The sequence below is a fragment of the Maribellus luteus genome (genome assembly GCF_003576475.1).
Taxonomy (GTDB): domain Bacteria; phylum Bacteroidota; class Bacteroidia; order Bacteroidales; family Prolixibacteraceae; genus Draconibacterium; species Draconibacterium luteum.
The window spans coordinates 589,900-605,766 of record NZ_QWGR01000002.1; the positions used below are offsets into that span (position 1 = coordinate 589,900).

The 15,867-nt window shown below is 43.6% G+C and carries 15 protein-coding genes; 2 read left to right on the forward strand and 13 right to left on the reverse strand.

Annotation, left to right across the window (positions count from 1 at the left end; translation table 11 throughout):
• The first annotated feature begins 4 nt into the window (after window positions 1-4).
• Both sucD and D1614_RS05125 read left to right on the forward strand, forming a co-directional pair.
• Complete coding sequence (sucD, locus tag D1614_RS05115) at window positions 5-877, forward strand: succinate--CoA ligase subunit alpha (protein ID WP_119436817.1); 873 nt, start codon at window positions 5-7, stop codon at window positions 875-877.
• Between the two features lie 468 nt (window positions 878-1,345).
• Window positions 1,346-2,176 carry a restriction endonuclease gene (locus tag D1614_RS05125; protein ID WP_119436819.1) on the forward strand — a complete coding sequence of 277 codons (831 nt, stop codon included), beginning with the start codon at window positions 1,346-1,348 and terminating at the stop codon, window positions 2,174-2,176.
• A gap of 68 nt (window positions 2,177-2,244) precedes the next feature.
• Here D1614_RS05125 and queF read toward each other — a convergent pair whose 3' ends face one another.
• The 13 genes from queF to D1614_RS05190 form a co-directional block, all read right to left on the reverse strand.
• Window positions 2,245-2,715, reverse strand: coding sequence for a preQ(1) synthase (gene queF / locus D1614_RS05130; RefSeq protein ID WP_119436820.1), 471 nt, complete (start codon window positions 2,713-2,715; stop codon window positions 2,245-2,247).
• Window positions 2,712-3,371: a 7-cyano-7-deazaguanine synthase QueC gene (queC, locus tag D1614_RS05135; RefSeq protein ID WP_119436821.1), complete on the reverse strand. Its 660-nt coding sequence runs from the start codon at window positions 3,369-3,371 to the stop codon at window positions 2,712-2,714. The genes queF and queC overlap by 4 nt, the downstream gene beginning before the upstream one ends.
• A 1-nt stretch (window position 3,372) precedes the next feature.
• Window positions 3,373-4,053, reverse strand: coding sequence for a queuosine precursor transporter (locus D1614_RS05140; RefSeq protein ID WP_119436822.1), 681 nt, complete (start codon window positions 4,051-4,053; stop codon window positions 3,373-3,375).
• A 115-nt stretch (window positions 4,054-4,168) separates the two neighbouring features.
• Window positions 4,169-4,507 carry an arsenate reductase (glutaredoxin) gene (gene arsC / locus D1614_RS05145; protein ID WP_119436823.1) on the reverse strand — a complete coding sequence of 113 codons (339 nt, stop codon included), beginning with the start codon at window positions 4,505-4,507 and terminating at the stop codon, window positions 4,169-4,171.
• Between the two features lie 11 nt (window positions 4,508-4,518).
• Window positions 4,519-6,609, reverse strand: a complete 2,091-nt coding sequence (gene ppk1, locus D1614_RS05150; protein WP_119436920.1) for a polyphosphate kinase 1 — start codon at window positions 6,607-6,609, stop codon at window positions 4,519-4,521.
• Between the two features lie 296 nt (window positions 6,610-6,905).
• Window positions 6,906-7,995 (reverse strand): peptide chain release factor 2 gene (prfB, locus tag D1614_RS05155; RefSeq protein ID WP_119436824.1). Its coding sequence is split into 2 segments (ribosomal slippage): window positions 6,906-7,931 and window positions 7,933-7,995, totalling 1,089 coding nucleotides; the frame shifts between segments, so codons are not numbered across the junction.
• 85 nt (window positions 7,996-8,080) lie between these two features.
• On the reverse strand, window positions 8,081-8,467 hold the full coding sequence (locus D1614_RS05160; protein WP_119436825.1) for a diacylglycerol kinase family protein: 387 nt from the start codon (window positions 8,465-8,467) through the stop codon (window positions 8,081-8,083).
• Complete coding sequence (locus D1614_RS05165) at window positions 8,439-10,973, reverse strand: DUF3857 domain-containing protein (protein ID WP_119436826.1); 2,535 nt, start codon at window positions 10,971-10,973, stop codon at window positions 8,439-8,441. Before D1614_RS05165 ends, D1614_RS05160 begins: the two co-directional genes overlap by 29 nt.
• Before the next feature lie 113 nt (window positions 10,974-11,086).
• A complete protein-coding gene (locus tag D1614_RS05170) occupies window positions 11,087-11,557 on the reverse strand; it encodes a regulatory protein RecX (RefSeq protein ID WP_119436827.1) in 471 nt (156 codons plus the stop codon).
• A gap of 83 nt (window positions 11,558-11,640) precedes the next feature.
• Window positions 11,641-12,369 (reverse strand): ABC transporter ATP-binding protein, encoded by a 729-nt coding sequence (locus D1614_RS05175; protein WP_119436828.1) that lies wholly within the window; start codon window positions 12,367-12,369, stop codon window positions 11,641-11,643.
• Between the two features lie 127 nt (window positions 12,370-12,496).
• Entirely contained in the window at window positions 12,497-13,960 is a 1,464-nt protein-coding gene (locus tag D1614_RS05180) for a DUF5687 family protein (protein WP_119436829.1), read from the reverse strand.
• Window positions 13,950-14,360 carry a hypothetical protein gene (locus D1614_RS25535; protein ID WP_147384027.1) on the reverse strand — a complete coding sequence of 137 codons (411 nt, stop codon included), beginning with the start codon at window positions 14,358-14,360 and terminating at the stop codon, window positions 13,950-13,952. The genes D1614_RS05180 and D1614_RS25535 overlap by 11 nt, the downstream gene beginning before the upstream one ends.
• A 22-nt stretch (window positions 14,361-14,382) precedes the next feature.
• Window positions 14,383-15,822, reverse strand: coding sequence for a lamin tail domain-containing protein (locus D1614_RS05190; protein ID WP_119436831.1), 1,440 nt, complete (start codon window positions 15,820-15,822; stop codon window positions 14,383-14,385).
• Window positions 15,823-15,867 lie beyond the last annotated feature (45 nt).

A 15,867-nucleotide genomic window follows, 5' to 3' on the forward strand; every position in this document is an offset into this window, starting at 1 on the left:
AGAAATGAGCATTCTTATAAATAAAGATACCAAAGTAATTGTGCAGGGAATCACCGGACGCGACGGTGCTTTCCATACCAGTAAAATGAAGGCTTACGGCACCAACATCGTTGGTGGGATTTCTCCGGGAAAAGCGGGGCAGCAAGTAGAAGGCATTCCGGTTTTTAATACGGTTGAAGACGCTGTGAAAGCTACCGGGGCTAATGCTTCCGTAATTTTTGTTCCGGCGCCTTTTGCCGGTGATGCCATCCTGGAAGCGAGTTATGCCGGAATTGACCTGGTGGTGTGTATTACCGAGCATGTGCCGGTGCAGGATATGATCCGCGTAATGCCGGTTTTGAAGAAAAACAATACCAAGTTGGTGGGCGCCAACTGTCCGGGCCTGATCACGCCGGGTGAATGTTTGATCGGAATTCTTCCGGGAATGATTTTTAAACCCGGAAATATTGGTTTGATCTCGCGTTCGGGGACACTTACCTACGAAGTTGTAAACATGTTGACAGAGAATGATCTGGGGCAAACAACCTGCGTCGGGATCGGTGGTGATTCTGTTTCCGGTTTGTATTTTATCGATTTACTGGAAATGTATGAGAACGACCCGAAAACTGATGCCGTGGTAGTCATTGGTGAGATTGGTGGCGATGCAGAAGAGCAGGCGGCCAAATTTATCAAAGAGAAAATGACCAAGCCGGTGGTTGCTTTTATTGCCGGACAATCGGCTCCTCCCGGAAAACGGATGGGACATGCCGGGGCAATTATTTCCAGTGGTTCGGGAACCGCCGAAGAAAAGATCAAGGCTTTTAATGCGGCTGGTGTTCCGGTGGCAAAAGAACCTTCTGAAATTCCGGGTTTGATCAAAGAAAAATTAGGACTGTAGAACCTCCCGATTTAGGGAAGAGTAAAAATAATGAACCGGTTGTCAGCAGACAGCCGGTTTTTTTTATGGTTTTTCTGCGAGGCTTCATCTCTGTTCGGAACTAAGATTGGAAGCGTACATTGGCCTTGGGCGGTGAGCCGAAAAACAAGTGAAGTCGGCGTTAAAAGAGTTCGGCTGTTTGACCCCGAATACTCGGGGGAGTTCCGAACTCTTAGCCGGCAACACGTAGTTTTTTCGTGCGAAGCGGACGCAGCCTAGACTTTTGTGTTTACTATTTGTGTCATGACAAATAGTAAAATCCGGCTGATAAGCCAAAGAAAAGCCGAAGCAAAAGGCTGTCCCATAATTGAGTAGTTTGCTTCTATAAGACAATTCCCTGAAATTTTATTGAACACTTTTGTCTGGAAAACGGGAATATCCATCAACGATACAAAATATCCTTTAAATTAGAGGCAAAATCAAAAATCCATGAATTTGCACGTTACAAAGGGAAACGGAGAGAAAGTGTTGTTTGATGCCGGAAAACTTAAACAGGCACTTCAGTCGTCGGGGGCAGGGAAACAGGAGCAGGAACACATTGTCCGGCTGGTCCGGGATGAGTTGTACGACGGGATTCCGACGCGGAAGATCTACCAGTTGGCCTTTAGTCTTTTGAAAAAAGAATCGTATAAAATGGCCGGACGTTACCGTCTGAAAAATGCGATTATGGAGCTGGGACCAACCGGATTTCCTTTTGAAAAATTTGTGGGGCGGGTGCTCGAAACCATGGGATACCAGGTGGAGACCGGCGTGATTGTTAAGGGGAAATGTGTGCAGCACGAGGTGGATGTGGTGGCCCGAAAAAACGGAGAAATGCTGATGATCGAATGCAAGTTTCACAGCGATAGCCTGACAAAAAGCGGGGTACAGGTGCCCCTGTATATTCATTCGCGTTTTCTGGATGTGAAAGCAGCCTGGGAAAAACAATACGGTACCGATCTTCAGTACCACGGCGGCGTAGTTACCAATACTCGTTTTAGCGAGGATGCCACGAGTTACGGAACCTGTGTCGGGTTGTTTATGGTATCATGGGATTTCCCGGAGGGAGAAGGGTTGAAACAGTACATTGATAAGTCGGGACTGCATCCGCTTACTTCACTGATTTCGCTAAGCAAAGCCCAGAAACAGCAATTACTTGAAAAGGGCATTGTTCTTTGCAGCGAGCTCAATAACCAACCTGATTTGCTTCGGGAAATGGGCTTGCCGGAAAAACAGATCAACCGGATTCTTCGCGAAGCCCAAAACCTGATCGCAAAGTAATCTTTCAAATCCTTGCAGTAAAAAGACTATAGGTTGCTTCTTATTCTTTCAATGAAAAAGCAATCTTCTTAGCGGTTATCGATCTTTTCCGGATTCAGATCATGATTTTGCATGCGGTGCCAGGCCAGTTCTTCGTAACGGGTCCCGGGTTTGCCGTAATTGCTGTACGGATCGATGCTTAAACCGCCACGTGGTAGAAATTTTCCCCAAACTTCGATGTACTTCGGTTCCATCAGCCCGATCAAATCTTTCATGATAATGTTGATGCAATCTTCGTGAAACGCGCCGTGGTTGCGAAAACTAAACAGGTAAAGTTTCAGGCTTTTGCTTTCCACCATTTTTTCACCCGGAATATAGCTGATGTAAATCGTTGCAAAGTCGGGCTGCCCGGTTATCGGACAAAGGCTGGTAAATTCAGGTGCATTGAATTTCACCCAGTAATCATTCTCCGGATGTTTGTTGTCGAAGGTTTCCAATACACCGGGTGTGTAATCAAAAAGGTAGTTCGTTTCGTTTCCGAGGTGTTTTAAATCGCTCATGCTTTTTTTGAATTTAGATAATTTTCCAGTCCGCGGTTGCGCAACATGCAGGCCGGGCAATGTCCGCAACCTTTGCCTTTTACGCCGTTGTAGCAGGTTACGGTTTCGTTTTGTACAATTTCCATCACTCCAAGTTCATCCGCCAGTTGCCAGATTGCTGCTTTGTCTTTCCACATCAGGGGAGTGTGAATCGTGTAGTCATAATCCATCGATAAATTCAGGGTTGAATTCAGCGACAGAATAAAGTCGTTCCGGCAATCGGGGTAGCCACTAAAGTCGGCTTGTCCCACACCGGTTACCAAATGATGAATACCGCGGGCTTTGGCAAAAATGGCTGCGTAGGTCAGAAACAACATGTTTCGTCCTTCCACCAGCGTGTTGGGGGGCCGGTCTTCCGGTTTTGCTTCTTCCACTTCCATTTCCTGCGAAGTGAGTGCATTTTGCGTGAGTTGTCCCAACAGGTCCATTCGGAAAATGTGGAGTTGAATACCTGCTTTTTCAGCAATGCTTCTCGCGGCTTCCAGCTCAATTTTGTGCCGCTGGCCATAATCAAAAGCAATGGCCTGCACTTCCGAAAAATGCTGCTGTGCCCAGAACAGACAAGTGGTAGAATCCTGTCCGCCCGAGAAAACAACAAGGGCTTTCTCTGCTATCATTTTAAACCTGTTTTAAGCGGAACGGATTGTACGAGACATTGTAATCGTAGGTATCGATGCCTTCCAGCTTTTTCACCTTGTTTACAATTACGATGGTAAGCGGAAGCACCAGAATCTCATAAACGGTTTTGATCAGTGCCTGTGTCAGAATCATCGTCAGCATAACATTTACAGGAAATACTCCGGCAAAGGCAACGGTGATGAAGATGAGTGAATCGGCACCTTCGCCGGCCAGGGTTGATACAATGGCACGCAAGGAAAAGTTTTTGCCTCGGGTCATTACTTTGAAGCGGCTCATTACATAAGCATTCAAAAAAGACCCCAGCAAATAGGCCAGTAAACTGGCTGCGACGATACGCGAAGTGCTGCCCAAAGTGGTGGCAAAGGCATCCTGGTTTTGCCAGAACGGAGCGGCGGGAGCTGCAATGGCCAAAGTAATAAACAAAGCTGCGAGAATGTTTACGCCAAAACCAGCCCAGATAATCAGACGGGCTTTTTGGTAGCCCCACACTTCGGCAATTACGTCGTTAATAATGTACGCCAGCGGAAAGATCAAAACTCCGGCAGGAGCCGACCACGGGCCAATCATCATAATTTTCGTTGCAAGAATGTTGGAAAGGATGAGGCAGGCTGCAAAAACAATACCCGCCAGCATGAAAGTTACTGATACAGTTGTTCTCATTTACTTGTTTTTAACGTGGTTATCAAGCACACGTGGTTAATACGGCTGCAAATATACAAAGATTTCCGAAGTTGCAAGCGCAGTATGTGTCCGGGAATCAGCGCCTTATGTTTAATTACATGATTTGGTCGATGTTCTCCGGTGGATTTCCCAAAACAGCTTTATCGCCGTTCACTACAATGGGGCGGTGCAGTAATTTGGGATTTTGAACCAGTATTTTTATCCACTCCTCGTCACTCAGAACTTTTCCTTTGTAGAGGTCTTTGTAATCCTGCTCGTGCGTGCGTACAAAGTCGAAAGGCTTTTTCCCGGTAAGCGCGATAATTTCTTTCAGCTCTTTTTCGCTGATGCCTTCTTCCATGTATTTAACTACTTCAAACTGGCAGCCTTTGTTCTCGAGGTATTGGAGTCCGTTGCGGCTTTTTGAACAACGGGGATTGTGGTATATCTTCATTTTAATGAATTTTACTCTGTTGTATTAATGGTCTCTTCCTGTGCCGAATGAGTAATCGATTTAATATAATGATAGTAGTCTTCCTGTGCCCTGAATTTTTTGTCAAGCCCGTCTTCCGAGTACTGATTGGAGAGATCGGGATCCAGAACGCGCGCTTTGGAATTGTCGCGTAACTGAATGAGCAACATCTCTTTCAGCTCTGCTTTTATGGATGCATCATAAATCGGACATGCTACCTCAATTCGGCGGTTAAGGTTACGGGGCATCCAGTCGGCAGAGGAAATGTACATTTTTTCGGTACCACCCGCACCAAACAGAAAAATGCGCGAATGTTCCAGGTATTTATCTACAATGCTGATGGCCGTAATGTTGTGGCTAAGCCCGTTTTCGCCGGTTTTTAACCCGAAGATTCCTCTTACGATCAATTGAATTTCTACCCCGGCTTTTGCGGCGTCGTACAGTTTTATCATCATGCCCGGGTCGATGAGGCTGTTCATTTTCAGGATCATCCAGGCAGGTTTCCCCTGTTTGGCCAGTTTAATTTCCTGGTCGATGTGTTTTTCAAAGTATTTGCGCATGGCAAACGGACTAACCACCAGGTGTTCGTAGTTGTAGTGGAGGTAGTTTTGTTTGAAAAACTCGAATACCTTTTGCACCTCGTCTGCGAGTCGCGGGTCGGCAGTTAGCAAGCCTTCATCGGCATACACCCTGGCTGTGCCTTCATGGAAATTACCCGTTCCGATGTAGGCGTAGTTGCGCACTCCTCCGTTTTCCTTGCGTTGCACCCACGCCAGTTTGCTGTGTACTTTCATACCGGGGACACCGTTGATTACGTTGGCGCCTTCTTCCTGTAATTTATTCGACCAGAATATGTTGGCTTCTTCGTCGAAGCGGGCCTGTAATTCGATCACCACGGTTACAATCTTCCCGTTTCTTACCGCATTCAGCAGGGCGTTCATCACTTTCGAATCACTGGCTACGCGGTAAATCGTCAGCCCTATTTCCTTTACCTGCGGATCGATGGCAGCTTCGCGCAGAAAATCAATAAAGTGGTTAAATGTCTGGTAAGGATAATGCAGCATAATGTCCTGCTGTCTCAATACCTTCAAAACGCTGGTAAACGGCGGCAGGTCTTTGTGGCGCGACGGCGGCAGGTTGGTATAATAATGATGCTTTTTCCCTATCTCCGGGAAATTCATAAAGTCTTTCTGGTTGTGGTACCTGCCTCCCGGAACCGCGTCGCTTCCTTCTGCCAGTTTCATTCTTTTGAGCAAAAACTGAAGCAGGTCGTCGGGCATGTTGCGGTCGTAAATCAAACGAACAGGCTTGCCTTTTTTGCGCTTTTTGAGGCTCTGGCTCATTTTTTCGATAAAGCTTTTCGAAATATCATCGTCAAGATCGAGCTCTGCGTCGCGTGTAATTTTTATGGTGTAGGCATCGTATTGGTCGTGGTCGAAATAAAAGAAGATATCCTCCATACAGAAACGGATGATGTCATCGAGCATCATCACAAATTGTTTTCCGTCTTCTTCAGGCAAAACCAAAAAACGCGGTACCGAGCGTCCCGGAATCCGTATCAGCGAATACAGTACTTCCTTTGGATTGTTTTTTTGCGAGAGTTTAACGGCCAGGTAAACCGAGCGGTCGCGCAAATAGGGGAACTTGTTTTTACCCAGCATGATCGGCACCAGGTTGGGCAACACCTTGTCGTAAAAATACGATTTGACAAACTTGCCCTGCTTTTCGGTCAGCTGGGCTTCGTTGATCATGAAAATATTGTTGTCCTCCAGCTCTGCCAGGATGTCGTTGAAAATCACATCCAGCTTGCGTTGTTGCTGATGAACAATGTGCTGAATTTTGTTGTGAAGTTGGTTGGGAGTCATATCTCCCAACAGGTTTTCTTCGTCTTTCCCTAGCGATACCATGCGGCGCACCGTAGCCACACGCACCCTGAAAAACTCATCGAGGTTGTTGGAAAAAATACCAATAAAGCGGATTCTTTCGAATAAGGGAGTTTCCGGGTCTTCCGCTTCCTGGAGTACCCTTTCGTTAAACGACAGCCAACTGATTTCCCTGTTTATGAATTTTTCATTTGAATACATGTGCGCGGTATTTGCATGTTTAAACAACCAGAACACTGACAGCCCCAAGATGCCAAAAGCCCCTGATATTTCCAAGAGGAAAGGCTGTTTTTAATCAAATAATTCGTCGTGGCTTGCCACGGGGATTCCATCTATTCTCCCCTGAGTTTCAGGGGAGATGTCATCTGTCAACTGGCGGATGACAGAGGGGTGAGATAAAGAAAATTCGGTTTTCGGCTTTTCTGCTGAAATAAAGTTGGCGTAATATCCCGTTACTGAGCCACGAGGATTGCCAACTATAAGAATTTTCTTTATTGCTATTCTCCGCCGAATTCCATCAGGTAGGCTTTGATGAATCCATCGAGGTCACCGTCGAGCACCGCATTCACGTTCCCGGTTTCGTAACCGGTGCGTAAATCCTTCACCATTTTGTAGGGTTGCAGCACATACGAACGAATCTGAGAGCCCCACTCGATCTTCTTTTTCTGCGATTCTATCTCGGCCGTTTTTTCACGGCGTTTGCGCAGCTCCAGTTCGTACAGTTGTGATTTAAGCAAACGCAAGGCATTTTCCTTATTCCCAAGCTGCGACCGGCTTTCCGTGTTTTCAATGGTAATACCGGTAGGAGCATGCCGTAAGCGAACCCCTGTTTCTACCTTGTTTACATTTTGTCCGCCGGCACCGCCACTCCTGAACGTGTCCCAGCTAATGTCGGCAGGATTGATTTCAATTTCAATCGAGTCGTCGACAAGCGGAGCAACATATACCGAGGTAAACGAAGTCATTCGTTTGTTTTGAGCATTGAAAGGCGACAGGCGTACCAAGCGGTGAACCCCGTTTTCGCTTTTCAGGTAACCGTAGGCAAATTCACCTTCAATTTCGATGGTACAGCTTTTTACCCCAACTTCGTCGCCCTGCTGCATGTCGGCTATTTTCATTTTGTAGCCGTTTTTCTCGATCCAGCGTGTGTACATCCGGAAGAGCATGTCTGCCCAATCGTTGCTTTCAGTGCCTCCGGCCCCTGCATTAATACGCAGTACCGCGCCAAGGTGGTCCTCTTCGTTGCGAAGCATGTTTTTGGCTTCCAACTCTTCAATCAGGGTTAGTGTTTCTTTGTACGAGCTTTCCACTTCTTCTTCCGAAGCTTCTTCCATTTCAAAGAATTCGTACAACACCAGGAAATCTTCGGCAGCGTTGTTTACTTTCTGAAAACCATCGGTCCACGTTTTGATGGCACGAATCGTTTTCATCTGGGCTTCCGCTTCTTTGGGGTTGTTCCAAAAATCGGGGTCTTGTGTTTTGAGTTCTTCTTCTTCTAATTCGATCAACTTTGCATCGTAGTCAAAGATGCCTCCTCAGCGCATCCCGGCGCTCAACAAGGTCTTTTACCTGTTCCTTTAAAATCATTATTTATTGCTTTTTATGATGGTTTGCAAAGGTAGCAGGAAAAGTTTAGAGTTTAAAGTTCAGGGTTCAAAGTTTCTTTTCTTACTTATTCTGTGATGAACAGAGCCTGGATTTTTGGCAGAAAAATCAACAGACCTGCGATGAGTGCTGTTGCGGCAGCGATTAAAACACCGGCAGCGGCCAGGTCTTTCACTTTTTTAATTTGATCGTGTTTGTGAGGGGAAACAAAATCGGCCAGGTTTTCGATGGCTGAATTGATGGCTTCCAATGCAAGAACCAAACCGATTACAAAAACGAGGGCCAGCCATTCGAACGCAGTAATACGAAAAATGATTCCGGCAACTATCACTACCAATGCGGCTACAAAATGAATACGCGCATTGTGTTCTTTCCTGAATAGAATTAGAAGCCCATTAAAGGCAAATGAGAAACTTTCCAGGCCTTTATGTATGGAGAATTTCCTGTTTTTCATTCATCGTTGGCTTTTTTACTCTTGTTTTACAAAAAGTATCTTTTACCCGTTCGGAAACCTGAAAATAGGGAATCCAGATTACGGCAGCAACAAAAGCTTTAGAGATTGCCTTGACACTTTCGGTTATGTCTTCTTCCGTCAGAAAACTGGAGAGTATCAGCTTTGTGGCTGCAAAATCGGCTATTGATCCGATCAGCATTACCGCATAAAAGATCGAGATAAAAATGGGCAGACTGGTTCTTCGCTGAAAGAAGATAATAATTAAGAAAACAGCAAAAACAAGAAGAAAGAAGTTAAATATGATTTCCCCACCCAGAATAAAGAGGAAGCTTATTGGAACGGCAGCTTCTTTGTTGTAAACGCCAATCCAGGTATTGTGGTTAAAAAAGTCTTGAGAGAATAATTGCCCTGAAATTACGAAAGGAGTCAGACAAAGTCCTATGAGAGGGAGAACCATCCATCCTCCGATGGCTTGGTTGGTGTCGGGAACTTTAGGTGCGGGATTGAAATTTTTGTAAAGATAGATTGCAAAACCGGTGGTTGTTAAAGTCGATATTATAGCAAGCAAAACAGATATCCAGCTTACTTTAAAGCCTGCCCGATCCGGATTATATGTGATATAATAGTGCATTTCCGTTTTAACTTCATCAATTTTAGAGAGAAAGGTTTCAATGGAATCTCCCGGAATGGAAGATTTAAGTAAATCGAATTTATGAACGATCTTAATTTTTCGACCGGTGCAGAAAATCTCATTGTCATATTTAAATCCCGGTCCCTTAATGGTGATTTCATAGTCGTCGTTGTCCCAGTCTTCGGGCATTATTACCTGGCTGGTTTGCGTGTAGGTAAAAGGTTCACCCAAATAATAGGGAGTTTCCCGGTTGGCAGATTTAAAGTAGTCAATATAAGTTTCAAGAACCAATGGATAAATTTCACAATAAATCCGATTGTCTGTGGCTGAATTTTCCCATATGTTTTTTACAAAATATTCTTCCTTAACCGTTAATTCATCGATGGTTGAGGTATCACTATCAAGCAACTGGATGTCTTTAGCCTGTTCTATTCGGGGATATAGGTTCCTGTAAAAATCAGTGTACTCCTTTTTAATGACATCTCTTGCGTTTGAATTGAAATAGCTCCTTATTCCATCAGCTTTCGATTCGGTATAGTTGCTTGTAACTGAAAACGCAGCATTGCCATTTATCGAATCCAGTTTGATAACTTCATTGATTTTAATGAGGGGTTTTGATTTTTGTGTAATTGGAGTTAGAGCTTGTTCTCCTGCCTTGATTAAAAGACCATAGCCATAATCCGGTATTGGAATATTTTTCAGACCCCCTCTTTGATCCGAAATAGTAGGATCTACAAAATAATTTTTGTCATCGATTTTGAAGGAGACAATACAATGGTTGAATGCATTTATTGACGGAAGTTCATTGATTGTCTCATGTCTTAAATAGGTATTTACCAAAATTGGATGGGCATCAAACCCGACAGAACGTAATAATGAAGCCAGCAACAACGATTTGTCTTTGCAGTCACCATACCTTTGCCTGAATACTTTCTCGGGTTGATTGGGTTTAAAAGCGTTGATCCCGTCTTCAAAACCCAAATAACGAATCTTGTCCTGTACGAATCGAATAATATCAACGGCTGCCTGGTCTTTATCTTTACTTTTGGTTATCGAATCTGCAATTTTCTTAACCGTATCCATATTTACGTGATACAACGGAAGTGCCCAGTTACCTACTTCGTTCCAGTTCTTCAATGTTGTAAAGGAAACTCGTTTGTGAATTTCTATCCACGAGGGAACATAGTCGTCAAATAGTTTAAAATCGAGACCATCAAGGTCCCATATATATTCTTTGTTCTCATGATTTTCTTTGATTAAAGGCACTTTGGTTTCATTGTATAATTTGTATTCCAGGTACTCTTCTTTTTTAGTGATCAACCTGTTGTAAATATGGTTAACAGGAATTGCAAACTGGTGGTAAAAAGTATTGGAAACATGGCCTTTGTAAATAGGGTTAAATCCTATTGTTGTATACGAATACTCTACAATGTCCTGTTCCCTGACGTCAGTCAAATTGATAATGGCGGTCAGGGAACCATCGTACAAGGCTCTTTCCATGCTTGACTCGCGTTGGATTACCTGTATATTTTCCGGATTTAGTTTGTCGATATTTTGACCATCCCGAATTATTCTAATTTCGTGGAAAAGCAGTTTTTGGTAAGCAGGATCAAAAGCTACCGTAATATCGGAATTGGATTGGATTCCGTTTGAATTGCTTAGTTTAATGACAAAGTGCTTAAAGGACGCTTTTTCGATAAAGTTATCTTGAAAATCAACCAGCAGGTACTGATAACCACTGTTCTCGTCGTAAACAGCTTCATTGCTGTAAGTGATTTCATTTACCCAAGAGGGACGGGGTGATTTGGATACATTTTTTTGTGCAAATACAAAATTTGATGCAAAAACGATCAGGATAAAATACGTCAGACGCATGTGTGTTTTATTTACAATAATATTAAGAGCTAATTTATATTTTTTACTGATTAAAAAAGGTGACGAATTTTGCGTGATAGGTAATATTTTTATGTTGTTTAATATCTAATCTGCTATTCCAATACTTCATTCAAATGGCGGTGGATCAGTTCCGGTTCAAAACCCCGGCTTTGTGCGTAACGGATAACCTGTCCCATTTTTTCGAAGCGGCTTTTCTTTTTGAGCGTTTTGGCCTTGGCCTTCATGGTTTTGATCAAAAGTGTTTTGTATTTCTCCTCGTCAATGTTTTCAAGCCCTTTTTGAATCACTTCGTCTGAAAGTCCTTTGGCAAGCAGGTAGTGCCGCATTTTTACTTTGCCCCACTTGTTGATTTTGAACTTGTCGTTTACATAAGCACGAACATACCTTTCGTCGTCGATGAACTTCTCTTCAATCAGTTTGGAGATGATTTCATCCACTATTTCATCCACAATTTCGTAGGCCATTATTTTTTTGCGGATATCGGCCGAACATTGTTCCGATCGGCTACACAGCTGTGCCATTTTGGAATAGGCCTGCTTAATATTCTGTTCGTGACTTTCCATTTCGGGTAAATTTCTGTTAAAATTACAGAAAAAACCATCTGCAACCTAACGTTTTTTGTTGATTGAAAGGGGGTTGTATTATTTTATAGCTCGTCGATAAAAGAAGTTTCCTTTTTTACCCCGGTAAAGAATTCTTCCAGCTCGGCCAGAGTTGATTCGGTCTTCTGAACATCGCGAACTATCTCTCCTTTTTCAAGGATCACAATCCGGGAGCAAACATCCGCAACATGGTCCAGGTCGTGACTCGAAATCAGAATCGTTTTATCCTTTTGCTTTCCGATTTCCTTGATCATGTTTCGCAGCTGGTATTGCGACGAAGGATCGAGGTTGGCAAAAGGCTCGTCAAGAATAATTACTTCCGGATTTCCCATAAAAGCGCCAACAACACCCACTTTCTTCTGATTTCCTTTTGAAAGGTCGCGGATGTATTTCTTTTTACCCACAATTTCGTCTTTAAAAAAATCGGCAAATTTTTCAAGAAAGGCTTTTACATCCGTAGTATTGAGGTTGCGCAGTTCGCCAATAAAGTTAAAATACTCGTCGGGAGTAAGGTATCCGATGGTAAAGGATTCGTCGATATAGGCCGAAACCTGTTCTTTCCAGTCTTCCGATTTGGCCACCGGAATTTCGTTGATGATCACTTTGCCACGGGTGGCACGAATAAGATCGAGCAGCAGCGAAAAGAAGGTGGTTTTTCCGGCGCCGTTATTGCCCACCAATCCGAAAACTTCGCCTTTTTCGATGCTTAGTTCCGGTAAATTCAGTACGGTGGTTCCGTTGTATTCTTTCTGTAGGTTAATTGCTTGTATCATGTTAGCCCCCTTTTATTCCCCCTAAGGGGGAAGGTTTAAAAAGTTATTGTTTATTTCTTATTTAATTTATGCCATTTTGTATTTGCTCCCTTTTTCTCCCCTCCTTTGAAGGGGTCGGGGGAGGCTCTTAAGTGGCTTTATAGCCTGCAATCATTTTGTATTTGCGTTTCAGGTATTGCCCGGTAAAATAATCGATCAGTTTGGGATGCAGAATAATCCCGATCAGGCCAAGTGCTCCAAAAATAATGTAAGCAGCAATGTTGCCGAAAGCCCAGGAAATCAGCCCGAAAATTGCCAAAGGGCCAAAAAGGATCGGGAAGGTCATCAGCCACTGGGTTGCTCCAACGCCCTGGTAATTGAACGCGGCGCGCTGGTTAAGTTCGATGGCTTTGCGGCTGTTGAGTCCGAGCGCAAAAATTACCCACGAATTTACCCCAACATTGTAAAGCATGACCACAAAATGCACATATAAAACTTTGGGTGTAATGTACATGTAGCCAAGCGACAGAAGGTAGAAAACGATGTTGGTTGCCGCCATTAGAAAGAAGGCCGATTGCAGCACCTGTTTCATTTTTACGTTTTGTGCCATTAGCAGCGGGTAGTATTTTCCGTGCCAGGCCGGGAAAAACTGACCGTACATCATGCTGAAAATACCGGTCATAAACATTCCGCCAAGCACTAAAATAAACTCCGGTCCGTCAGGTTTATAATCGCGGTAAATCAGTAGTCCGTAAAACATAAAAAGCAGCGACATTACAGCCGAACTTTTTGAACGTTTGTTGCGCAGGATCATTTTTACTTCGAGCGACAACATTTGTCCGTAACTACCCACATTGTTTAGCCACGAGAAGTCGTGCGCCTTGCCTTCTTTTTTCTTCTGGCTAAGCTCGTCGAGGTAAAACCGGTTGTTAATATAATTTTGATTCAGCAGATAAAGGGCGACAATCAACACGGGGAAGATGAGTGCTGCCGGAGGATTGGCAATTACAAAATCGAACATTTGTCCGAAGGCCTCGTTGATATTCACAAGGCCAAAATACTGCAAAGCTGCAATTCCCGCGGCTGTTGCAAGAAATCCGTAAAACAAAACATCTGATTCGTTGGTGCGCCACTTGATGTAAATGGCCAGAAAATGGTTTACAAAAATCATTAGTACAAGCGATCCCAGCCAGGCTGCCAAAACAGGGGGGGGCAGTTCATTCACCGCAATTTTAAAGGTAAACGGCAAAAGCAAAAACAAAGGCAGTACATTAAAAAAATGCAGCAACGATTTGTTCAGCATATAACGGGCAATCCTTTTTCGTTTTACCGGAATGATCATAAACGGCTGAAATCCGAAGGTGGGCAGGTTTTGTACCATGATGCGCATTACAAGATCAAAACCGGCGTATATAAAAATCAGGGCATTAAAAGCTTGCATTTTATCCGGCACATTGGCCATGTTCCCAGCCAGTTGAAAACCCATTACGGTTCCGATCAGTGAAAAATACAGGGCCAGGAAAATAAGCACTCCCTTGGTCGCCATGTTTTTGTTTTTCGAGGCCGACCGTATAAATTCCCGCCAGGCAAAGTAGAAGAAATTACGTTTCATATTTTTGTAGAGAATATTGAGATTTGGTTTCTATTGTTTGTATTTGTATTGTGGCTAAAGTTACACCGCAAACTCGGGAAATTGTTCCCTGAAGTGTTGTTTTATCTTTTCGGGCAGATAAAACAACTGGCCCGATAGCACAATTGTAAACACAATTATCAGCAATGAAATAAAGATTATTCCGACATTGCTTTGAATAAAAGATGCTTTTGAAATGTTCCAAAAGTTTGGAATTTGAATAGGAACCTGTATAAAAAGTATTGTCATAAATTGTGCTCCCAGCTATTGTTCGAGAAGCATATTTTTTCACCTCTAAGAAAGATTTTAAATACCACATAGGGACATAGGACACAAAGATTTTTTGCATTTCTATGTTTTCTATATGTCTATTGTGGTTCATAAAATTTAAAGTTCATTTAGGTTTACTTCAATACATCGGTTAAAACTACTCCATCCTTATAGCGGGTAATATTTCCGTTGAGATCGTACAGCTCAACCAAAACAACATACACACCCAGTTTTTGAACTTGCCCGTTTTCATCGGTTCCATCCCACACAAGTTTCTCATCGGTTCCTAAAACGCTGTTTTGTGCCAGCTGTGTTATGAGCCGCCCTGCTGCATCAAAGATGCTGACATTGCACAGGTAACCGGGTTTCTCGAGTTGGAAACGAATCAAATATTCATCGTTATAGCCGTCACCATTTGGCGAAAAAGACTCCGGTTCAAAGCTTATGGCGGCATTTTCAGCAAGGCTGTCTACTGCTTGTGAGTTCTTATAACCCGGTGTTCCGTAACCGGATAGGGAAGAGGCAGAGTGCCAGTTTGTTGATTCGTTAGTGGGGGTAGAAAAAGAAATCCGTTCGAGTGAAATGCCTTCGCGGTCGTGAAAAACGGGGAGATGCAAATCTTCGGTGTAAGATAATTCATCGATTACTTCCAGCTCGTTGTTGAGCAAAACCACGTAATCTTCATCGTTGTTAAACGAAGGGAATTTCTCCATTTGCAGGAAACAGCCGGGACATTCGATGGTAAACCACAGAAAAACGCCGTTGGTATCTTTGGTAAGCGCGAGGTAGCTGTTGGGTTCGAAGAACAGCTTTTCTGTGGTGAGCGCATAAATTTGAGTGAGTTCGAGTTCCTTGTCGCGCGAAGCCAGGTATAGTTTATTGAGGGGAATTTGCTTTTCGGAGCGGTTGTAAATCTCCACAAAATCTTCTCCATCCGGAACCGGGTTAAAAAGTACTTCGCTAATCAACACATCGCCCGGCTCAATAAACACCGGATTCTTTTCTTCACCACTTACCACCACTTCATCCAAAATTACCTTATCCGATGCATAGTGATTGTTCATTTGCACTACGATCTGTAGCTTTTCTCCATTCAGATTGGCTTGGTGCGCGGTGTCAAGGCCCCAGTTCCCGGCATTTTCTCCATTGTTTTCAAAAAGTAAAGCCGGACCATCATCCACCCGATAAAAGGCTTTTAGGAATTTGGTCTCCGGGTTGTCTCCGCTGCCTGTTTCACTGGCAATGAGCTGAATGCTGACATTCTTATAATCCGAGATATCGATTTCTTCCGACCGCCAAACTACTTCGCCGTTGATGTCGCGACATTCAAATCTTCCACCCGAAGTTGTAACTGTTTTAGCGTAATCGTCAGCGTTTGAAAGCACAACATTTTCATATTCGAGTGTCCAGGATGTGATGCCTTCAAAATCGAAAAGAAGGGTGTTTCCGTCCCCCGAACCCCATATTCCTTTTTCAGGAAGCGGGAAATGCTCATTCCATATTTCCTGAGAGTGCCCCGACAGGCTAAAAAAGACAAGGAAGAATGTTAATATTTTTTGAAGATTGGGCTCCATAACATTACAATTATTTGCAAAATACTAACTTTGGCCCACTTAATT